The following is a 19,944-nucleotide window of genomic DNA, read 5'->3' as shown; positions in this document are numbered from 1 at the left end:
GAAGACGTTCCCGGTGGCTACAGGGCCTGGGCGGCGGGCTTGACCATGCCGCGGACGGTGCGCGACTTCACGAAGTCGCCCAGCGCGGTCATCTCCCACTCCCCGGTGAACTGCCTGATCAGCTTGGCCATCATCACGCCCGTCTGCGGCTCGGCCCCCGTCAGATCGAAGCGGACCAGCTCCTCGTCCGTCGCCGCGTCGACCAGCCGGCAGTACGCCTTGGCCACCTCGGTGAACTTCTGGCCCGTGAACGAGTTGACCGTGAACACCAGGCCGGTCGCCTCCTGGGGAATCCGGCCCAGGTCCACGACGATCACCTCGTCGTCCCCCTCGCCCTCGCCGGTGAGATTGTCCCCGGAGTGCTTGATCGCGCCGTCCAGGATGGACAGCTTGCCGAAGTAGCAGCTGTCCAGGTGGTTGCGCCGGGGCCCGTACGCGATGACCGAGGCGTCCAGGTCGATGTCCTTGCCGCGGTACGCGGGCTCCCAGCCGAGGCCCATCTTCACCCGGGACAGCAGCGGCCGCCCGGCCTTGACCAGCGACACCGTCTCGTTCTTCCGCAGACTGACCCGGCCCTTGTCGAGGCTGATCCTGCCGGGAGTGGCGGGGGCGGCGGGAGCCGCCGGGGGAGTCGGGGGCGCGGCCGGCGGCGGGGGCGCGATGCGCGGGTCCGCCGGGGCTGCGACGGGGGCGGGCGGTGCCGGGGCTGCGACGGGGGCCGCCGGGGCGGGGGTGGCGGTGGGCTCCTCGTCGACCGTGACGCCGAAGTCCGTGGCGATGCCGGCCAGCCCGTTCGCATAGCCCTGGCCGACCGCGCGGACCTTCCAGGCCCCGCCGCGCCGGTAGACCTCCATGACCACGAGCGCGGTCTCCGCCCCCAGCCGGGGCGGCGTGAAGGAGGCGAGCACGCTGCCGTCGGCCGCGTTGCGCACGGTGGCGGTCGGCTCGATGCCCTGGAACGTCTGACCCGCGCCGTCCGGGCTCGCCGTGACGACGATCTTCTCGATGCCGGCGGGCACGGACGCGGTGTCCACCACGATGGCGTCCGGTGCGCTGCCGCCGCCGGAGCGGTAGGTCACACCGGGGCCCGAGGGCTGGTTGTAGAAGATGAAATCGTCGTCGGAGCGCACCTTGCCGTCGGCGGCGAGCAGCAGGCCCGACACGTCGAGCCGCACCGGCGCGGCGACGTCGACCGCCAGGCGGACGGCGGGGAGCGGAAGGTTCGAGCCAGGTGTCATAGCGGTCATGTCCGGATGAACGAACGACCCGGCTTTGCCGTTCCCTTACCTTCCGCCGGGTTCGCCCGTACGGACGCAGCGCCTGTCCCGTCCGTACTTATCAGCTCATGTCACCGGTTTCTGGGGTGGTTGCGCGCGGTCCGCTCGTTGCCGTGCTTGTACGCCCCCGTCCAGCGGGCCATCACCAGCTGGGCGTCCCCCGCCTCCGCCTCCGCCAGGAACTTCTCCGCCCGGCTGCCGCGCAGGGCGCCGGCCGGGCGGCCGCGGTGGGTGATGGTGACGCTCGCGTCGCCGTGCTGCTCGTACCGGAATCCCGAAGGTCTCGCCATGAGCGCATCATGCCTGCCGGGCGCCGCCCGGGGCCGGTGTTTTTCCCGCCCTCAGTGCGGCCAGATCGGCGGATTGGTGCAGAAGTGGCCCCCGAGGTGCGCGTGGTCCGGGTTCTCCGGGTCCAGCTCGCCCTGCTCCGCGATGAGCTTCGCCGCGTACGGCTCCGAGTCGTCCTGCGGCTCGTAACCCAGCGCCCGCGCCGACGTCAGGTCCCACCACAGGCGGGTGTTGTCCGAGGAGCCGTTCACGACCGTGTGCCCCACGTCGGCCGCGGTGAGCGCGGCGTCGAACAGGCGGGCGCCGTCGGCGGGGCTCATCCACACCGAAAGCATCCGCACCGACGTCGGCTCCGGGAAGCAGGAACCGATGCGGACGGACACCGTCTCCAGGCCGTGGCGGTCCCAGTACAGCTGGGCGAGGTCCTCTCCGAACGACTTCGACAGGCCGTAGAACGTGTCCGGTCGGCGCGGCGTGTCCACCGGGATCAGCGGGTCGCCCGGTTGCGGGCGCGGTGTGAAGCCGATGGCGTGGTTGGACGAGGCGAACACGATCCTCGGCACGTGGGCCGCTCGCGCGGCCTCGTACAGGTTGTAGGTGCCCTCGACGTTCGCCCTGAGGATCTTCTCGAACGGGGCTTCCAGGGAGATGCCCGCGAGGTGGATGATCGCGTCGACCCCCTGCACGGCCTCGCGCAGCGCGTCCTTGTCTCCGAGGTCGGCGGTGATCGCGTCCGGCTCGCCCTCGATCGGCACCATGTCGAACAGGCGCAGCGCGTAGCCGTGGGCGGGCAGCAGTTCCCGCATCAGCGTGCCGAGGCCGCCTGCGGCGCCGGTGAGCAGGACGGTGCGGGGGGTTGGGGCGGGCATGCGGGTCTCCTTTTGGATCAGGTTCACATGCGTGGACAAGGTATGAGGTGGGGGTGCGGGGGGTCAAGGTGCTTGCCCGGTCCGGGGTGCGGGGTTCCGTCCTCAAGTGCCGGACGGGCTGGGTTCGTGCGGGTGCTCTGCGCGGTGCGGGCCGCCCCTGCCCGGTGGGGCCGTCTTGCTTCTGCGGCCATCGTGCCAACCGGCGTACGGGACCCGCCCGCAGCGCCGGGGCGCGCCTTTGAGCCCGTCCGGCGATTGGGGACGGAACCCCGCGCCCGGGGAAGGGGCGGCGTCGTCTTGACCCCGCGCCCGGAGGGCCCTAGCTTAGGCATCGTTCATATGTGTGGACGTCAATCAGAGATGCGCACGCCCCAGGGAGCGCCCGTGACCTCAGACCCGCTTGCCGCCCGGCTCACCGCCGTAGCCGGGCCGCTCTTCTTCCCCGTCACCGCCTACCGCGCGGACGGTTCCGTGGACGTGGACGTCTTCCGGGCGCACGTCCGCCGGGGCGTAGACGCCGGCGCGGCGGCGGTGTTCGCGTGCTGCGGTACGGGGGAGTTCCACGCGCTGACACCGGAGGAGTTCCGGCTCGTCGTCGCCGCCGCGGTGGAGGAGACCGCGGGGCAGGTGCCGGTCGTGGCGGGAGCCGGATACGGCACCGCGCTGGCGGTCCGGTTCGCGCAGCTCGCCGAGGAGGCCGGCGCGGACGGGCTGCTCGCGATGCCGCCGTACCTGGTGCAGGCGGACCAGGCGGGGCTGCTGGCGCACTACACGGCGCTGGCCGCCGCCACGCGGCTGGAGACGATCGTGTACCAGCGCGACAACGCCGTCTTCGCGCCGGAGACGGTCGTCGCGCTGGCGCGGACGCCGGGGATCATCGGGCTCAAGGACGGCTACGGCGACCTGGACCTGATGCAGCGCATCGTCAGCGCGGTCCGGACCGGGCTGCCGGGGCAGGACTTCCTGTACTTCAACGGGCTGCCCACCGCGGAGCTCACCGGCCTCGCCTACCGCGGCATCGGCGTCACGCTCTATTCGTCCGCCGTCTTCGCCTTCGCACCGGACATCGCCCTGGCCTTCTACCGGGCCCTGGACTCCGGCGACGACGGACTGGTCAACGCACTGCTCGACACCTTCTACCGGCCGCTCGTCGAGCTGCGGGCCAAGGGGCGCGGCTACGCCGTATCGCTGGTCAAGGCGGCGGTCCGGCTCCAGGGGCTGGACGTCGGGGAGGTGCGCAGCCCGCTCACCGAGCCGCCGGCCGCGCACATCGAGGAGCTGACGGAGATCATCGCGAGCGGCCGCGCGCTGCTGGAGCGGCACGGGGCCGGAGGGCGCGGGTGAAGACCTCCGTCTTCCTCTATCCGTGGGACGTCGTGGGGGACCCCGACGCCCCCGCCCGCATCGCGGACCTCGGCGTCCAGCAGGTGACGCTCGCCTCCGCCTACCACTCGACCCGGGCGCTGACCCCGCGCCACCCGGCCCGTCGCATCGTGACGGCCGAACACGCGGCGGTGCTCTATCCGCCGGACGCCGAGCGGTGGGCGGGGCGGGCGCTGCGCCCGTACGAACAGGCGTGGGTCGCCTCGGACGACCCCTTCGCCGAGGCCGCGGACGCGCTGGCCGGTGCCGGTCTGGAGGTGCACAGCTGGGTGGTGCTCGCGCACAACTCCCGGCTGGGCGCGGAACACCCGCGCACGTCCGTGGTCAATGCCTACGGGGACCTCTACCCGTGGGCACCTTGCATCGCGCAGCCGGAGGTCCGGGCGTATCTGGTGGACCTGGCGGCGGAGGCCGCGGTACGGGACGGGGCCCGGGGCACCGAGCTGGAGTCCTGCGGCTGGTACGGCTTCGCCCATCTGCACGCCCACGACAAGGTGGGGGGAGTGGGGCTGGGCGACGCGGCGCAGTATCTGATGTCGTTGTGCTTCTGCTCCGCCTGCCGGGCCGGTTACGCCGGGCAGGGGCTGGACGCCGAGCAGCTCGGCGCGGCCGTGCGGGGTGCGCTGGAGCCGGTCTGGGCCGGGGCGGGGGCGGCGGGCGCCGGGTGGGACGCGGTGCGCAAGCTGCTCGGCGCGGACCGCGCGGAGGCCACCCTGCGGTGGCGGTCCCAGGTGGCCCGGGGGCTTCAGGCGGCGGTGGCCGGGGCGGTGCGGGCGGCCGCGGCGCCCGGGTTCCAGGTGCTGCTGCACGCCGACCCGTCCCCGTACCGGTGCGGGGCGAACGTGGGCGTCGAGCCCGGGCACATCCTGTCCGTGGCGGACGGAGTGGTGCTGCCCTGCACGGGGGCGGACGCGGTCCGGGAGGCCGTGCTCGGGCCGTTCACCGGTGCGCAGGGGGTCTTCGCGGCCAACCTCACCGTGGTGCGGGGGATGGGCGGCAGCCCGGACACGCTGGAGCGGGACGCCGCCCACGCGGCCTCGCTCGGGGCGAACCAACTGCGGCTGTATCACGCGGGGCTGGCCCCGGACCCCGATCTGGCAGCCGTCGCCGGGGCGCTCTCACGCCTCGGCTGACACGTGCGGGCCGGCGGGGGCCAGTGGTTCCCGCCGGCCCGTGAGCAGGAGCGCCGCCGTCAGCAGGGCCACCGCGCCCACCAGCGGCAGCAGCACCGGCATGTCCATCCGCGCGACCAGCCCCGCGCCGAGCCCCAGCGCCACCGCGTTGGGCGACATCATCAGCGTGTCCGCGCTCGCGGCCGTGCGGCCCAGCACCGCGTCCGGCGTCTCCCGCTGCACCGCGGTCAGCGCGGCGACCAGCACGCACGGCAGACCGGCCCCGATCAGGGCACAGGCGGTGAGCGCCACCGCGTCGGACGGCACGGCCCGCAGCCCCACCGCGACGCCGAACACCGCGATCCCCGCCGCCGCGAACACCCGCTCCGGCAGCCGGCGCAGCAGCGGCCCCGCCAGCAGCCCGATCGTGACCGACCCGAGCCCCTGCGCGACGGAGAGCACCCCCGCGTACGCGGGGGAGTGGCCGAGCGTGCCGTCCACGACGGCATACAGCGTCGCCCCGTTGAACCCCGCGCACAGCATCGTGGCCGAGGCGGCGAGGACGAGGGGGCGCAGCACCGGCGAGCCCCACAGCTGCCGCAGTCCGGCACTCCAGCCGCCCCGGCCGTGGGGCGCGGCGGCCGTCCGGCGTACCCGCAGCAGGCCGTAGAGGCCGGCGGCCAGGGCGAAGGAGACCGCGTCCAGGAGGGCCACCGCGCCGCCGCCGAAGCGGGCGTAGAGACCGGCGCCGGTCAGCGGGGCCACCAGCTTCATGCCCTCGTTGGCCATCATCCGCAGGCCGTTGAAGTCCCCCAGCAGGGCGGGTGCGACGGCCCCCGCGACCAGGGCCGATTCCGCGGAGTCCATCAGCACCGAGCCGCAGCCGTACAGCACCAGGACCGCGTACAGCAGCCAGACCCGGCCCGCCGAGTCCACCGCCGTCAGGGTGGTCAGGAGGGCGGCCATGGTGATGTTGGCGCCCACGAGGAGCGGCTTGCGCGGGAGGCGGTCGGCCAGTGCGCCGAGCAGCGGGCCGAACAGGACCGGCAGCCAGACGGCGAACAGGGCCAGCGCGGCCAGACCGTCCGAGCCGGTCAGCGACTTGACCCAGATCCCGGCCGCCAGAGTCATCGCCGAACTGCCGAATCCGGACACGACGACCGCCGCCAGGAACAGCCCTGCCGTCCTGTCCCTCAGTACCCGCCCCGCCGCCATGGTGCCCACCGAACCTTCCTGACCTGCACGTCCGTTACGCAGTCAGGCTGGCGGCTGAGGCCCCCGCGAGGCATCGGGCGGATGCCGTACGCCGGTGAACTCGCGGGCGCGGGCGCGGAATCCGTGTACGGCACATGTCCCGGTCCCGCGAAGTTCTTTTGCCAGAAGCGTTGACGAAACATTCGTGGCGCCTCTAGCTTCATCGCGTCGTACTTCGTACGTCATATATGAGACGCGATACGCGAGATGTGAGAGCCCTTCACCCATGACCTTTGCGCCCACCCCGATTCCGTCCCGCACCCAGTACGTGCTGGAGGCGATCAAGCACGCGATCCTCACGGCGCAACTGAGGCCCGGGCAGGCGCTCGTGGAGACGGAGCTCGCCGCACAGTTCGGGGTCTCCAAGACCCCCGTCCGTGAGGCGCTGAAGACGCTCGCCGGCACCGGGCTCGTCGTCATGAGCCAGTACAAGGGCGCCACCGTGCGGCTGGTCGACGCGGCCATGGCCCGGGAGGTGTACGACGTACGGCTGCTGCTCGAACCCGAGGCGCTGCGCCGCTCCATCACCCGCAAGGCGTCGCTCGACGCGGCGCAGGAGGCCCTGGAGCGGGCGGACTCGGCGGGCGACAAGGCCGACCGCTCGCTCGCCAACCGGGACTTCCACCGGGCGCTCTACCTGCCCTGCGGCAACCCGTTGCTGGCGCGGATGCTGGACGAGGTCCGCGACCAGGCCGCGCTCGTGTCGACCGTCGCCTGGTCGGCCATCCCGTCCTGGGAGCGGGAGGCGGCCGAGCACCGGGAGATCCTGCGGCTCGCGCTCGCCGACGACGCGGACGCGGCGGCCGGGGCTCTGCACGACCACATCGCGTCGTTCGTCCGCCGCGCCTTCCCCGACGACGAGGACGGGGGCGACGCGGCGTGACCCCGCACACCGACGAAAGGCCAGTCCGCATGGACCTCACACCGCTGAAGGCGGCCCTCGCAGATGTCGTGGCGATCCCGGTCACCCCGTTCGCCGGGGACGGGACCATCGACACGGCGGCGCACCGCGCCCTGCTGCACAGGCTGCTCGACGGCGGCGTGCGCATCGTCACCCCGAACGGCAACACCGGGGAGTTCTACGCGCTCACCCCCGAGGAGCGGCGCACCGTCACGGAGCTGACCATCGAGGAGGCCGGCGGCCGGGCCGCGGTCCTGGTCGGCGTCGGGCACGACGTGCCGACCGCCGTCGCCGCCGCCGAGCACGCCCGGGACGCGGGCGCCGAGATGGTGATGGTGCACCAGCCCGTCCACCCGTACGTCTCGCAGGACGGCTGGGTCGACTACCACCGGGCCATCGCCGGGGCCGTCCCCGGACTCGGCGTCGTCCCCTACATCCGCAACCCGCACCTCGACGGCGCCTGCCTCGCGGCCCTCGCCGACAGCTGCCCCAACGTCATCGGCGTCAAGTACGCCGTCCCGGACGCCGCCCGGTTCGCCGCGTTCGCCCGGGACGCGGGTCTGGAGCGGTTCACCTGGGTCGCCGGGCTCGCCGAGCTGTACGCGCCGTCCTACTTCTCCGCCGGGGCCACCGGATTCACCTCCGGGCTCGTCAACGTCGCGCCCGGCGTCTCGCTGGCCATGCTGGAGGCGCTGCGGGCCGGTGACCACCCGGCCGCCATGAAGGTCTGGGAGCAGATCCGCCGCTTCGAGGAGCTGCGCGCCGACCGGCAGTCCGCCAACAACGTCACCGTCATCAAGGAGGCCCTGGCCGCCCTCGGGCTGTGCGACCGCGCGGTGCGCCCGCCCAGCCGGGAGCTGCCCGAGGCACAGCGCGCCGAGGTCGCCGACCAGATCGCCGGGTGGTCCATATGACCGCCGACCGCCGCATCGCCCCCGAGGAGCTGCGCAGCCACCAGTGGTACGGCACCGACGGGCTGCGCTCCTTCAGCCACCGCGCCCGCACCCGCCAGCTCGGCTACCTCCCCGAGGAGCACCTCGGCAAGCCGGTCGTCGCGATCCTCAACACCTGGTCCGACATCAACCCCTGCCACGTCCACCTGCGCGACCGCGCGCAGGCCGTCAAGCGCGGGGTCTGGCAGGCGGGCGGCTTCCCGCTCGAATTCCCGGTCTCCACGCTCTCGGAGACGTTCCAGAAGCCGACCCCGATGCTCTACCGCAACATGCTGGCGATGGAGACCGAGGAGCTGCTGCGCTCCTACCCGGTCGACGGCGCGGTGCTGCTCGGCGGCTGCGACAAGTCGACCCCGGCGCTGCTGATGGGCGCCGCATCGGTCGACCTGCCGACCGTCTTCGTACCGGCCGGGCCGATGCTGCCGGGGCACTGGCGCAACGAAGTCCTCGGCTCCGGCACCGACATGTGGAAGTACTGGGACGACAAGCGCGCCGGACTCATCGGCGACTGCGAGATGGGCGAACTGGAGAACGGCCTCGCCCGCTCGCCCGGCCACTGCATGACCATGGGCACCGCCTCCACCCTCACCGCCGCCGCCGAAGCGCTCGGCGTCACCGTCCCCGGCGCCTCCTCCATCCCGGCCGTCGACTCCGGCCACGACCGGATGGCCGCGCGGTCCGGGCTCCGTATCGTCGAACTGGTGTGGCGGCAGCGGAAGCTGTCGGACATCCTCACGGCGGATGCGTACGAGGACGCCGTCGCCACCGTCCTCGCGCTCGGCGGCTCCACCAACGCCGTCATCCACCTCATCGCGATGGCCGGGCGTTCCGGGACCAAGCTCACCCTGGACGACTTCGACCGCATCGCCCGTACCGTCCCCGTGCTCGCCAACCTCCGGCCCGGCGGGAAGTACCTCATGGAGGACTTCCACTTCGCCGGCGGGCTGCCCGGCTTCCTCGCCCGGCTCACCGACGTCCTGCACCTGGACCGGCCCACCGTCGCCCACGACACCCTGCGCGAACAGCTCGCCGGGGCGCTCGTGCACAACGACGACGTCATACGGGAGCGCGACCACCCGCTGGCCGACGAGGGCGGGGTGGCGGTGCTGCGCGGCAACCTCTGCCCGGACGGCGCGGTCATCAAGCACATCGCCGCCGAACCGCACCTGCTGCGCCACACCGGTCCCGCGGTCGTCTTCGACGACTACAAGGAGATGCAGCGCACCATCAACGACCCGGCGCTCGCCCTGACCCCCGACCACGTGCTGGTGCTCCGCAACGCCGGACCCAAGGGCGGCCCGGGCATGCCCGAGTACGGCATGCTGCCGATCCCCGACTACCTGCTGAAGCAGGGCGTACGGGACATGGTGCGGATCTCCGACGCCCGGATGAGCGGTACCAGCTACGGGGCGTGCGTGCTGCACATCGCGCCCGAGTCCTACGTCGGCGGGCCCCTCGCGCTCGTCCGCACCGGTGACCTCATCACCCTGGACGTCGCGGCGCGGCGGCTGGACCTCGGCGTGTCGGACGAGGAGCTGGCCCGGCGCCGGGCCGAGTGGACCGCGCCGCCCCAGCGGTACGAGCGCGGCTACGGCGCGCTCTACCAGGACCAGATCACCCAGGCCGACACCGGCTGCGACTTCGCCTTCCTGGCCCGGCCGGGAGAAGTGCCCGACCCGTACGCCGGCTGAACGGCCCCACCGGAATTCCAGCGCCCGCCTTGTTCGGCATACCGAACACCATGCGGCAAGCGCTTGCGCACTACACACACCGCCGGCACCACCCCGCACCATCCGCACCCCCCGTACAGAGAGAACGGAGACGTGTCATGGCCCAAGCCTCCGCCGCGGCCACACCGCCCAAGGTGCCCAGGCGCCGCTCCGCGAGCCCCCGCCGGCTGCCGTATCTGCTGATCGCCCCCGCGGGGCTGCTGATGCTCGGCTTCATCGCCTACCCGGTGGTCAGCGTCTTCTACTACAGCCTGCAGAACTACAACGTCACCAAGCCCTGGCGGAACGGCTTCGCGGGCCTCGACAACTTCACCCGGATCTTCACCGAGGACGACCAGTTCTGGACGACGCTCGGCTTCAGCGCCCAGTGGGTCGTCGTGCAGGTCGCGCTCCAGCTCACCCTGGGGCTCGCACTGGCCCTCATCGTCAACCAGAGCTTCATCGGCCGGGGCATCTCCCGCGCCATGGTCTTCTCGCCGTGGGCCGTCTCCGGCGTGCTGACCAGCACCATCTGGATCCTGCTCTACAACTCCTCGACGGGCTTCAGCCGCTACCTCGCGGACGCCGGGATCGGCGACTACGGCACCTCCGTGCTCTCCGACACCGGCACGGTCTTCTGGGCCGCGACCGTCGCCGAACTGTGGCGCGGCGTCCCGTTCTTCGCCATCCTCATCCTCGCCGACCTCCAGTCCGTCTCCAAGGAGCTGTACGAGGCGGCCTCAGTGGACGGCGCCGGACGGATGCGGCAGTTCTTCCACATCACCCTGCCCCACCTGCGCGACGCGATCATCCTGTCCACGCTGCTGCGCGGCGTCTGGGAGTTCAACAACGTCGACCTCCTCTACACGCTCACCGGCGGCGGACCGGCCGGCGAGACCACCACCCTGCCGCTCTACGTCGCCAACACCGGCATCGAGGGCCACGACTTCGGCTACGCCTCCGCGCTCACCACCGTCGCCTTCGTGATCCTCCTCTTCTGCTCGATCGTCTATCTGCGCCTGAGCAAGTTCGGAGGCGACCACAAGTGACTGCCGCCCTCGCCGAGAAGAACGGCACCCACTCCGCACACCCGGCGGCCCCCGCCGGCCCGCCGCCCGCCACGCCCCGCCGCAGGCCCGGCCGCGAACGCGCCTTCGACGAGGTGCCGCGCTGGCAGATCTACGTGCCGCTCGGCGTCTACCTGGTCTTCACGCTCGTCCCGTTCTACTGGATGTTCCTCTTCGCCGTCCGGCCCGCCGGCTCCACCTCGCTGGTGCCGTGGCCGATGACCGGGGAGCACTTCTCCAAGGTCTGGAACGAGCGGAGCTTCGCCGTCTTCTTCCAGAACAGCATGATCGTCGGGATCTGCACCCTGATCAGCACGACCCTCGTCGCACTGGCCGGCGGCTACGCGCTCGCCCGCTTCGACTTCAAGATCAAGAACGGCTTCATGCTGGCGCTGCTCTGCTCGCAGTTCATCCCCGGCGCGCTGATGCTCGTACCGCTCTTCGAGATCTTCAAGAACCTCCAGCTGATCAACTCCCTGGGGAGCGTGGTCATCGCCGAGACCGTCTTCCAACTGCCCCTCTCCATCATCCTGATCAGCGGATTCATCAAGAACGTGCCCCCTTCGCTGGAGGAGGCCGCCTGGGTGGACGGCTGCTCGCGCTTCCGGGCCTTCTGCGCGGTCGTGCTGCCGCTGCTGCGGCCGGGCCTCATCGCCGTCGGCTCCTTCGCCTTCGTGCACAGCTGGAACCACTTCCTGTTCGCGCTGATGTTCCTCAGCGAGCAGGACAAGCAGACGATCCCGGTCGGCCTGAACACCCTCATCGGCGCGGACAGCGTCGACCTGGGCGCGCTCGCCGCGGGCGGGGTGATCGCCGCCGTCCCCGTGGTGATCGTCTTCGCCTTCATCCAGAAGTGGCTGATCACCGGCTTCAGCGCCGGCGCGGTGAAGGGATGACGGACATGTCCTCGCAGCCCGCCGCCCCCGTCCCGATCGTCCTCGCCGGTGCCAGGGGGCACGGCCGCTGGCACCTCGCCAACATCCGCCGCCTCCAGCACCAGGGCCTCGTCCGGCTCGCCGGCATCTGCGAACTCACCCCGCTCGACGCCGCCGAACTCGACGCCTTCGCCGGCGAACTCCCCGACCAGTCGGCCGACTTCGGCGCCCTCCTGGACTCCACCGGGGCCCGCGCCGCCGTCATCTGCACCCCCATCCAGACCCACACCGCCCTCACCCTCACCGCCGCCGGACGCGGCGTCCACCTCCTCCTGGAGAAACCGCCCGCCGCCACCCGCGCCGACTTCGACCGCGTCCTGGCCGGGGTGCGCGACGCCGGCATCGCCTGCCAGGTCGGCTTCCAGTCCTTCGGCTCGCACGCCGTGCCCGCCATCCGCGAACTCGTCCGCACCGGAGCCATCGGCGCCGTCCAGGGCTACGGGGCCGCGGGCGCCTGGGTCCGCGACGACGCCTACTACCGGCGGGCACCCTGGGCCGGGCGGCGCAGGCTCGGCGACACCGACGTGGTCGACGGCGTCCTGACCAACCCGCTCGCCCACGCCGTCGCCACCGCCCTCGAACTCGCCGGCACCACCGCCGCCGAGGACATCGCCGCCATCGACACGGAACTCTTCCGCGCCCACGACATCGAGGCCGACGACACCTCCTGCGTACGCGTCACCCCCGTCTCCGGGCCGCCCGTCACCGCCGCCGTCACCCTCTGCGCGGAACAGGCCGGCGAGCCCTACGTGATCGTCCACGGCGACCGCGGCCGCATCACCTTCTGGTACAAGCAGGACCGCGTCCTCGTCCAGCGCGCCGGGCACGGCCCCCTGGAGACGGTGCACGGGCGGACCGACCTCCTGGAGAACCTGGTCGACCACCTGCTGCGGGGCGCGCCGCTCCTCGTGCCGCCACGGAACACCGGCGCGTTCATGGAGGTCGTCGAGGCCGTACGCACCGCCCCCGAACCCCGCCCCCTGCCGTCGGACGCCTGGCACACCGCCCCCGTGCCCGGCTCCGGCGCCACCCGCCGGGTGGTGCGCGGCATCGACGCCCTGGTCGCGTCCGGCGCCGAGACCCTCGCGCTCTTCTCCGAACTGGGCGCCCCCTGGGCGCTCCCCACCGAGGTGAGTTCCCCATGACCACCACCGCCCTGCTCAGCTGCGCAGGCCGCCCGGTCGGCCGCTACACCTACCTCCCCGACGCCGGGGGCCGCCCCTACCTCCACCCGGTCACCACCCTCGCCGGCACCCCCGTCACCGAGGAGCGCCCGGCCGACCACCGCCACCACCTGGGCGCCTGTGTCGCCGTCCCCGACGTCTCCGGGCACAACTTCTGGGGCGGCCGCACCTTCGTCCGGGGCCAGGGACCCACCGCGCTCGACAACCACGGCGTGCAGCGCCACCTCGGCTGGAAGCTGCGCGACCCGGACGGATTCGTCCAGGAGCTCAGCTGGGAGGCCGACGGCGGCGAACTGCTGCGCGAGCACCGCACGGTGGCCGCCGCCGCGCTCTCGGAGACCGCCTGGGCGCTGGACTTCTCCTTCTCGCTCACCAACCCCGGCGCCACGGACCTGTCGATCGGCAGCCCCGCGACCAACGGCCGCCCCGGCGCCGGATACGGCGGCTTCTTCTGGCGCGCCCCCAAGGAGGCAGCCGCGCCCGCCGTGTTCAGCGCCTCGGCGGACGGCGAGGAGGCGGTGCACGGGCGGGCCGCCGACTGGGTCGCGATGTGCGGCGACGGCTGGACCCTGGTCTTCGCCGGGGCGACCGAGGAGACCCGCCGCGACCCGTGGTTCGTGCGGACCGCCGAGTACCCGGGCGTCGGCTCATCCCTCGCCGCCGCCGAACGGCTGCCGCTCCCCGCGGGCGCCACGATCGTGCGCCGGATCGTCACCGTCGTCGCGGACGGCCGGCTCGACCGGGCCGGCGGCGCCGCCCTCGTCCGCCGGGCGGTGACCGCGTGAGCGCCGAGCGCCCCTGGACCGCCGATCTCGGCGACGGCACCTACCGCAACCCGGTGCTCAACGCGGACTGGTCCGACCCCGACGCCGTGCGGGTCGGTGACGACTTCTACCTCACCGCCTCCAGCTTCGGCCGCGCCCCCGGCCTCCCGCTGCTGCACTCGCGCGACCTCGTCAACTGGACGCTGATCGGGCACGCCCTGGACCGCCTGGAGCCGGCCGCCGACTTCGCCGTGCCCCGCCACGACTGCGGGGTGTGGGCGCCTTCGCTGCGCCACCACGCCGGACGGTTTTGGATCTTCTGGGGCGACCCCGACCACGGCGTCCAGCAGATCAGCGCCGAGGACATCCGGGGCCCGTGGACCGCGCCGCACCTGCTCAAGGCCGGTCAGGGGCTGATCGACCCCTGTCCGCTGTGGGACGAGGAGACCGGCGAGGCGTACCTCGTGCACGCCTGGGCCAAGTCCCGCTCCGGCGTCAAGAACCGGCTCACCGGCCACCGGATGAGCCCCGACGGGCGGGAACTGCTGGACGAGGGCAAGACCCTGATCGACGCCGACACGCTCCCCGGCTGGTTCACCCTGGAGGGCCCCAAGCTCCACCGGCGCGACGGCGAGTTCTGGATCCTCGCCCCTGCGGGCGGGGTGGCGACGGGCTGGCAGGGCGCCTTCCGCTCCCGCGACTTCTTCGGCCCGTACGAGGAGCGTGTCGTCCTCGCCCAGGGCCGCACCGGTGTCAACGGCCCGCACCAGGGCGCCTGGGTCACGACCCCGGCCGGTGAGGACTGGTTCCTGCACTTCCAGGAGCGCGGGGCCTACGGGCGCGTGGTCCACCTCCAGCCGATGCGCTGGGACACCTTGGGCGGCGGCTGGCCGGTCATCGGCGACGCGGGCGAACCCGTCACCACGCACGCCAAGCCCGCGCTGCCCGCCCAGCCAGTCGGGGCCCCGGCCTGCGACGACAGCTTCCCGGGCGGCCGCTACGGCAGGCAGTGGCAGTGGACCGCGAACCCGCGCCCCGGCTGGACCGTCGAGCACGCCGGGGACGGGCTGCGGCTCAGCTGCGTGCGGACGGAGTACGCGCACGACCTGCGTGCCCTGCCCCACGTACTGGTCCAGCGGCTGCCCGCCGAGACGTTCACCGCCGAGGTGGAACTCGCCCTCGACAGCCCGGTCGCCGGGGCGAAGGCGGGGCTGGCCGTGCTCGGGGACGCGTTCTGCTGGATCGGCCTGGAGCGGGAGGCGGAGGGCGGGGCGCGGCTCGCGCACCGGTTCGCCGAGCCGTCCGCCACGGCCGAACGCGACGCCGCACCGGGCAGGCCGGCTCCCGGTGCCACGGTCCGGCTCCGGATCGAGGTCGCCCCGGGCGCCCGCTGCCGGTTCTTCGCCGACACCGGGGACGGGGCCGGGTTCCGGCCGTCCGGCCAGGTCTTCGCCGCCACCCCGTGGCGCTGGGTCGGCGCGCTGCTCGGGCTGTTCGCCACCGCGCCGCCCGGCACGGGCCCGGCGGGAACCGCCCGCTTCACCCGCTTCCACGTCACCGCGTAACCCGTACGGGCCGGGCATCCGGCCACCGAAACCCCCCACTCATGCGTACGAACCGAGAGAACCGAGAGAGAAGAGCCGATCATGAACATCTCGAAGTCGCAGCGGGGGCGCGCCACGGCCGCCGTATCCCTCGCGGCGGTGCTCGCCCTGACCGCGACCGCGTGCGGTGACGACGGCAGCGACACCGGCAACGAGGGCAGCGGCAAGGGCGAGATCACCTTCTGGGACAACAACGGCGGGCCGCGTACCGCCGTCTGGACCGAGATCATCAAGGACTTCGAGAAGAAGTACCCGGACATCAAGGTCAAGTACGTGCCGATCCCGATCGCCGACGTGCAGTCCAAGTACGACACGGCCATCGCGGGCGGCGGTCTGCCGGACGTCGGCGGCGTCGGCACCGCCTACCTCGCCAACATGGTGTCGCAGGAGGCCCTGGAGCCGCTGGGCGACCGGATCAAGGACTCGTCGCTCAACGGCAAGCTCGTCGAGGGCATGGTCGAGAGCGTCAAGGACGCGGCCGGCCGGGGCGACGACATGTACACCGTGCCGACCTCCGCGAACAACGGCGCCCTGTGGTACCGCACCGACCTGTTCAAGGCGGCCGGCCTCGACGCGCCCACCACCTGGGCCAAGTTCTACGAGGCGGCCGAGAAGCTCACCGACTCCAAGCACAACAAGTTCGGCTACACCATCCGCGGCGGCGCCGGCTCCATCGCCCAGGCCATCGACGCGGCCTACGGGCAGTCGGGCATCACGGAGTTCTGGAACGGCGACAAGACGACCCTCAACGACGCGAAGAACGTGGCGGCGCTGGAGAAGTACGTCGCGCTCTACAAGAAGACGACGCCCTCCGCCGACGTCAACAACGACTTCACCAAGATGGTCGCCCAGTTCGACACCGGCACCATCGGGATGCTCAGCCACAACCTCGGCTCCTACCAGGACCACCTGAAGGCCCTCGGCAAGGACAAGTTCGCCGGCGTCCCCAACCCGATCGGCGACAGCGGCACCCGCGTCCAGGTCTCCAACCCGGTCGACGGCCTCGGCCTGTTCCGGTCGAGCAAGAACAAGACGGCCGCCTGGAAGTTCATCGAGTTCGCCGCCTCGCACGAGGCCAACAGCAAGTGGAACGAGTCCGCCGGAGCCATCCCGGCCAACACCGAGGCCGCCAAGGACCCGTGGATCAGCGAGGCGGCGCCGACCGAGCTCGCCGCCAAGGCCCTCACCGACGGCTCCACCGAGATCGTGCAGCTGCCGTACTACCTGCCCGACTGGAACAACATCAGCAAGGCCGACAACGAGCCGGAGTTCCAGAAGCTGCTGCTCGGCAAGACCACGGCCAAGGACTTCCTGGACAAGATGGCCGACGAGCTGAACAAGGCCCAGAAGGAGTGGAAGGAGATCGGCAACGGCTGACCCGGCCTCCGCACCGGACCGCCCGCTCCGTGACGCGGGGCCGGCGGCGGGACGCACCGAACGGGCCCCGCCGCCGCCCCCGCCCTTCTGACCCGCCGAGCACGACCTCTGCGTACACATCCACGAGAGAGGCAGCTCCACACCGCAACAGCGCCACCCCCTCTTCCTTTCCCGCAGGCCCCGCCCGAGAACCGAGGATTTGTCATGTCCACACGCAGAATGCACGCCCGTGCCATCGCCGTCGCGATGGGCTGCGCGTCACTGGCCCTCGCCCTGAGCGTCCCCGCCCAGGCATCCGCCCCCCGCCCCGGCACGAAGGGCGTCGAGCGCGCCGTCCTCGCCAAGGGCGACGGCTGGGCCTCCGCCGAGGGCTCCACCACCGGCGGCGCCGCCGCCACCCTCGACCACGTCTACACCGTGCACAACCGCGCCGAACTCATCGCCGCCTTCAAGGACGCGGGCGACGCCCCGAAGATCGTCCGGATCGACGGCACCGTCCACGGCAACGCCGACGCCCAGGGCAACCCGATCGACTGCGAGGCGTACCAGACGGACGGCTACACGCTGGACAAGTACCTCGCCGCCTACGACCCCGGCACCTGGGGCCGCGAGGAGGTCCCCTCCGGCCCGCTGGAGGACGCCCGGCTCGCCTCCGCCAAGCTCCAGAAGGCCGCCGTCAACGTCTACGTGCCGTCCAACACCACGCTGATCGGCGTCGGCAGGGACGCCACGGTCATCGGCGCCTCCATCCAGATCCAGAACGTCTCCAACGTCATCGTCCGCAACATCGCCTTCGAGGACACCTACGACTGCTTCCCGCAGTGGGACCCGACCGACGGCGACACCGGCCACTGGAACTCCGAGTACGACAACCTCGTCGTCTACGGCTCCGACCACGTCTGGGTCGACCACAACTCCTTCAGCGACGGCGACCGCCCCGACGCCGACCAGCCCCGCTACTTCAACGAGCTCTACCAGCAGCACGACGGCCTCTTCGACATCGTCAAGGGCGCCGACCTGGTCACCGCCTCCTGGAACGTCCTCAAGGACCACGACAAGACGATGCTGCTGGGCAACAGCGACGGCGCCGGGGCCACCGACCGGGGCAAGCTCCGCGTCACCCTGCACCACAACCTCTTCAAGGACGTCAACGAGCGCGCGCCCCGCGTCCGCTTCGGCCAGGTCGACTCGTACAACAACTACTTCGTCGCCACCCGGGGCAGCGTCTACGGCTACTCCTTCGGCGTCGGCGCCGAGTCGCACCTCGTCGCCGAGCGCAACGCGTTCTCGCTGAGCGGCGAGTTCGACAAGGCGAAGATCATCAAGAAGTGGTCCGAGTCCTCGCTCACGGCGGCCGACAACTACGTCAACGGCCGCCGGACCGACCTGATCGCCGTCCACAACGCGGGCGTCCCGGAGGAGCACCTCACCTCGGGTGCCGGCTGGACCCCGACCCTGCGCAACCGGATCGACCACCCGCTGCTCGTCCCCCTCGTCGTGGGCCTCGGCGCGGGCACCGGCCGGCTGCCCGGCGCCTGATCCGGATCTCCCTCCCCGCCGGCGCCGCGCACGGCGCCGGCGGGGCCTTCGCCCCCGCAAGGAAGTTGGAGTACACCCATGCCCAGCCGACGAACCGCCCTGGCCCTCCTCGCGGGCGGCACCACGGCCCTCGCCCTCGGCACGGCCCCCGCGGCCCTCGCCCACGGCCGCCCCTTCGGGCGCTACGGCTCACCCGTCCGCCGCCTGAACGGTGCGACCCTCTACGTCGACGCGCACGGCAGAGGCGACCACACCCGCGTCCAGGCCGCCGTGGACGCCGCGACCGGCACCGGCCGCACCCTGGTCATCGCCCCCGGCACCTACCGGGAGACCGTCGACATCCCCGCCGACCGGACCGGCCTCACCCTCATCGGCGCGAGCGGCGACCCGCGCGACACCGTGATCGTGTACGACCACGCCAACGGCACCCCGCTGCCCGATGGTTCCGGCACGTACGGCACCAGCGGGTCCGCCACCGTCACCGCCCGCCCCGCCGGACTCACCGCCCGCCACCTGACCTTCGCCAACGACTGGCTGCGCGCCGGCCACCCCGAGTACACCGGCACCCAGGCCGTGGCGGTCAAGGTGACGGGCGACCGTTCGGCCTTCCACGGCTGCCGCTTCCTCGGCCACCAGGACACCCTGTACGCCGACTCCCCGTCCCTCACCGCCTTCTCCCGCCAGTACTACCGGGACTGCTACGTCGAGGGGGACGTCGACTTCGTCTTCGGCCGCGCGTCCGCCGTCCTGGAGCGCTGCCACTTCCGCACCCTGACCCGCACCGACCTGCCGGCCCCGCCCTACGGCTTCGTCTTCGCCCCCAGCACCGCGGGCGCCAACCCGCACGGCTTCCTGGTGCTGCGCTCCCGCGTCACGAGCACCGCCCCCGACGGCTGCTTCAAGCTGGCCCGCCCCTGGGTGCCCTCCTCCGACCTCACCGCCCGCCCCGTGCTGACCGTGCGCGACAGCCACCTCGGCGCGGGCATCGACACCGACGAGCCGTACGGGAAGATGTCGGCTGGCTTCCCCTGGCAGGAGCAGCGCTTCGCCGAGTACCGCAACACGGGCCCCGGCGCGCGCGTCACCGTACCCGCCAACCGCCCCCGGCTCACCGCGTCCGAGGCGCGGCTGCACACCCCGGCCGCCTGGTTCGGCGACTGGCGCCCCTGAGGAGTGCCCTGCCGGTCAGCGGTCCTGGCCGAAGCGGTCGCCCACCGCCGCCTTCTGGCCCGTGACCCGGACGGCGTGCGCGCTCACGTAGTCGCCGGTGGCGTCGCGTTCGCCCTCCGCGTGGTTGTACTGCCCGGCGAACGTGTGCGTGCCGGCCGGGACCGTGCGCCCGGTCCTCAGCGTCCACCGGTAGACCAGGTAGCCGCCGTCCTCGGTCGCCGACACGGTGAAGTCCGTCTCCGGAAGCGAACGCCAGGAGCCGGTGCTGTTCACCCCGCCGGTGAGCGCGATCCGCAGCTCCACGGTGAGCGAGGACAGCGGCTCGGTGGTCCGCAGGGTCACATTGCTCTGCGCCCAGTACGCGTTGCTGTGCGGGTCGACCACGCCGCCCGTCCACAGCGGCCCGTCCTCGGGGCGCAGCCCGCCGAGCGCCGGCGGCGGTGTCACGGCCGCGGAGGGGGACGGGCCCGGGTCCGGTTCCTGGGCGGACGGCGCCGCCGCCACCCGCCGGCCGTGCGCCCCGTCGTCGCCGCCCGCCGAGGTGACGGCGAACAGATC

18 protein-coding genes are annotated in these 19,944 nt (G+C 72.6%); 13 read left to right on the top strand and 5 right to left on the bottom strand.

Going from position 1 to position 19,944, the window contains the following annotated elements; all coding sequences use genetic code 11:
* Positions 1-17: 17 nt before the first annotated feature.
* The 3 genes from E6R18_RS24235 to E6R18_RS24225 form a co-directional block, all read right to left on the bottom strand.
* On the bottom strand, positions 18-1,247 hold the full coding sequence (locus E6R18_RS24235; protein ID WP_206308415.1) for a TerD family protein: 1,230 nt from the start codon (positions 1,245-1,247) through the stop codon (positions 18-20).
* Positions 1,248-1,348: 101 nt separating this feature from the next.
* Positions 1,349-1,567, bottom strand: a complete 219-nt coding sequence (locus tag E6R18_RS24230; RefSeq protein WP_136319023.1) for a hypothetical protein — start codon at positions 1,565-1,567, stop codon at positions 1,349-1,351.
* A 51-nt stretch (positions 1,568-1,618) separates the two neighbouring features.
* The gene (locus E6R18_RS24225; protein ID WP_136319022.1) at positions 1,619-2,434 is read right to left on the bottom strand and encodes an NAD(P)-dependent oxidoreductase; all 816 of its coding nucleotides are present in this window, start codon (positions 2,432-2,434) and stop codon (positions 1,619-1,621) included.
* A 384-nt stretch (positions 2,435-2,818) separates the two neighbouring features.
* On the opposite strand from E6R18_RS24225, the gene E6R18_RS24220 reads away from it, so the two are divergent.
* Positions 2,819-3,778 carry a 5-dehydro-4-deoxyglucarate dehydratase gene (locus E6R18_RS24220; protein WP_136319021.1) on the top strand — a complete coding sequence of 320 codons (960 nt, stop codon included), beginning with the start codon at positions 2,819-2,821 and terminating at the stop codon, positions 3,776-3,778.
* Positions 3,775-4,950 carry a hypothetical protein gene (locus tag E6R18_RS24215; protein ID WP_136319020.1) on the top strand — a complete coding sequence of 392 codons (1,176 nt, stop codon included), beginning with the start codon at positions 3,775-3,777 and terminating at the stop codon, positions 4,948-4,950. Before E6R18_RS24220 ends, E6R18_RS24215 begins: the two co-directional genes overlap by 4 nt.
* Here the strand turns inward: E6R18_RS24215 and E6R18_RS24210 are convergent.
* Entirely contained in the window at positions 4,936-6,144 is a 1,209-nt protein-coding gene (locus E6R18_RS24210; protein WP_136319064.1) for an MFS transporter, read from the bottom strand. The genes E6R18_RS24215 and E6R18_RS24210 overlap by 15 nt on opposite strands.
* 265 nt (positions 6,145-6,409) lie before the next feature.
* Here E6R18_RS24210 and E6R18_RS24205 point away from each other — a divergent pair, with 265 nt between their 5' ends.
* From E6R18_RS24205 to E6R18_RS24155, 11 genes are all read left to right on the top strand, one after another.
* A complete protein-coding gene (locus tag E6R18_RS24205) occupies positions 6,410-7,066 on the top strand; it encodes a GntR family transcriptional regulator (protein ID WP_136319019.1) in 657 nt (218 codons plus the stop codon).
* A gap of 29 nt (positions 7,067-7,095) precedes the next feature.
* Positions 7,096-7,998 carry a dihydrodipicolinate synthase family protein gene (locus tag E6R18_RS24200; protein ID WP_136319018.1) on the top strand — a complete coding sequence of 301 codons (903 nt, stop codon included), beginning with the start codon at positions 7,096-7,098 and terminating at the stop codon, positions 7,996-7,998.
* On the top strand, positions 7,995-9,728 hold the full coding sequence (gene araD / locus E6R18_RS24195; RefSeq protein ID WP_136319017.1) for an L-arabinonate dehydratase: 1,734 nt from the start codon (positions 7,995-7,997) through the stop codon (positions 9,726-9,728). Before E6R18_RS24200 ends, araD begins: the two co-directional genes overlap by 4 nt.
* A 137-nt stretch (positions 9,729-9,865) precedes the next feature.
* Positions 9,866-10,795 carry a sugar ABC transporter permease gene (locus E6R18_RS24190; RefSeq protein WP_136319016.1) on the top strand — a complete coding sequence of 310 codons (930 nt, stop codon included), beginning with the start codon at positions 9,866-9,868 and terminating at the stop codon, positions 10,793-10,795.
* Positions 10,792-11,709 (top strand): carbohydrate ABC transporter permease, encoded by a 918-nt coding sequence (locus E6R18_RS24185; protein ID WP_136319015.1) that lies wholly within the window; start codon positions 10,792-10,794, stop codon positions 11,707-11,709. Before E6R18_RS24190 ends, E6R18_RS24185 begins: the two co-directional genes overlap by 4 nt.
* Positions 11,706-12,893 (top strand): Gfo/Idh/MocA family oxidoreductase, encoded by a 1,188-nt coding sequence (locus E6R18_RS24180; RefSeq protein ID WP_136319014.1) that lies wholly within the window; start codon positions 11,706-11,708, stop codon positions 12,891-12,893. The genes E6R18_RS24185 and E6R18_RS24180 overlap by 4 nt, the downstream gene beginning before the upstream one ends.
* Complete coding sequence (locus E6R18_RS24175) at positions 12,890-13,717, top strand: PmoA family protein (RefSeq protein ID WP_136319013.1); 828 nt, start codon at positions 12,890-12,892, stop codon at positions 13,715-13,717. Before E6R18_RS24180 ends, E6R18_RS24175 begins: the two co-directional genes overlap by 4 nt.
* Positions 13,714-15,261 (top strand): glycoside hydrolase 43 family protein, encoded by a 1,548-nt coding sequence (locus E6R18_RS24170; protein WP_136319012.1) that lies wholly within the window; start codon positions 13,714-13,716, stop codon positions 15,259-15,261. Before E6R18_RS24175 ends, E6R18_RS24170 begins: the two co-directional genes overlap by 4 nt.
* A gap of 81 nt (positions 15,262-15,342) precedes the next feature.
* Positions 15,343-16,677 (top strand): sugar ABC transporter substrate-binding protein, encoded by a 1,335-nt coding sequence (locus tag E6R18_RS24165; protein ID WP_136319011.1) that lies wholly within the window; start codon positions 15,343-15,345, stop codon positions 16,675-16,677.
* 204 nt (positions 16,678-16,881) lie between these two features.
* A complete protein-coding gene (locus tag E6R18_RS24160) occupies positions 16,882-18,216 on the top strand; it encodes a polysaccharide lyase family 1 protein (RefSeq protein ID WP_136319010.1) in 1,335 nt (444 codons plus the stop codon).
* 78 nt (positions 18,217-18,294) lie between these two features.
* Entirely contained in the window at positions 18,295-19,386 is a 1,092-nt protein-coding gene (locus E6R18_RS24155) for a pectinesterase family protein (protein WP_136319009.1), read from the top strand.
* Positions 19,387-19,401: 15 nt separating this feature from the next.
* Here the strand turns inward: E6R18_RS24155 and E6R18_RS24150 are convergent.
* Positions 19,402-19,944, bottom strand: a 543-nt coding sequence (locus E6R18_RS24150; protein WP_136319008.1) for a hypothetical protein, incomplete at its 5' end; no start/stop codon positions are given.

It is taken from the genome of Streptomyces sp. A1277 (assembly GCF_004795015.1).
Taxonomy (GTDB): Bacteria; Actinomycetota; Actinomycetes; order Streptomycetales; family Streptomycetaceae; genus Streptomyces.
The sequence above is the reverse complement of the archived record's forward strand: the minus strand, read 5'-3'. Positions and strand labels throughout refer to the sequence as shown.

What these genes read in the sequence shown, in the direction of transcription:
- E6R18_RS24235 (WP_206308415.1), bottom strand. Translation starts at nt 1,247, where the DNA reads ATGACCGCTATGACACCTGGCTCGAACCTTCCGCTCCCCGCCGTCCGC.
- E6R18_RS24230 (WP_136319023.1), bottom strand. Translation starts at nt 1,567, where the DNA reads ATGGCGAGACCTTCGGGATTCCGGTACGAGCAGCACGGCGACGCGAGC.
- E6R18_RS24225 (WP_136319022.1), bottom strand. Translation starts at nt 2,434, where the DNA reads ATGCCCGCCCCAACCCCCCGCACCGTCCTGCTCACCGGCGCCGCAGGC.
- E6R18_RS24210 (WP_136319064.1), bottom strand. Translation starts at nt 6,144, where the DNA reads ATGGCGGCGGGGCGGGTACTGAGGGACAGGACGGCAGGGCTGTTCCTG.
- E6R18_RS24205 (WP_136319019.1), top strand. Translation starts at nt 6,410, where the DNA reads ATGACCTTTGCGCCCACCCCGATTCCGTCCCGCACCCAGTACGTGCTG.
- E6R18_RS24200 (WP_136319018.1), top strand. Translation starts at nt 7,096, where the DNA reads ATGGACCTCACACCGCTGAAGGCGGCCCTCGCAGATGTCGTGGCGATC.
- araD (WP_136319017.1), top strand. Translation starts at nt 7,995, where the DNA reads ATGACCGCCGACCGCCGCATCGCCCCCGAGGAGCTGCGCAGCCACCAG.
- E6R18_RS24190 (WP_136319016.1), top strand. Translation starts at nt 9,866, where the DNA reads ATGGCCCAAGCCTCCGCCGCGGCCACACCGCCCAAGGTGCCCAGGCGC.
- E6R18_RS24180 (WP_136319014.1), top strand. Translation starts at nt 11,706, where the DNA reads ATGACGGACATGTCCTCGCAGCCCGCCGCCCCCGTCCCGATCGTCCTC.
- E6R18_RS24175 (WP_136319013.1), top strand. Translation starts at nt 12,890, where the DNA reads ATGACCACCACCGCCCTGCTCAGCTGCGCAGGCCGCCCGGTCGGCCGC.
- E6R18_RS24165 (WP_136319011.1), top strand. Translation starts at nt 15,343, where the DNA reads ATGAACATCTCGAAGTCGCAGCGGGGGCGCGCCACGGCCGCCGTATCC.
- E6R18_RS24160 (WP_136319010.1), top strand. Translation starts at nt 16,882, where the DNA reads ATGTCCACACGCAGAATGCACGCCCGTGCCATCGCCGTCGCGATGGGC.
- E6R18_RS24155 (WP_136319009.1), top strand. Translation starts at nt 18,295, where the DNA reads ATGCCCAGCCGACGAACCGCCCTGGCCCTCCTCGCGGGCGGCACCACG.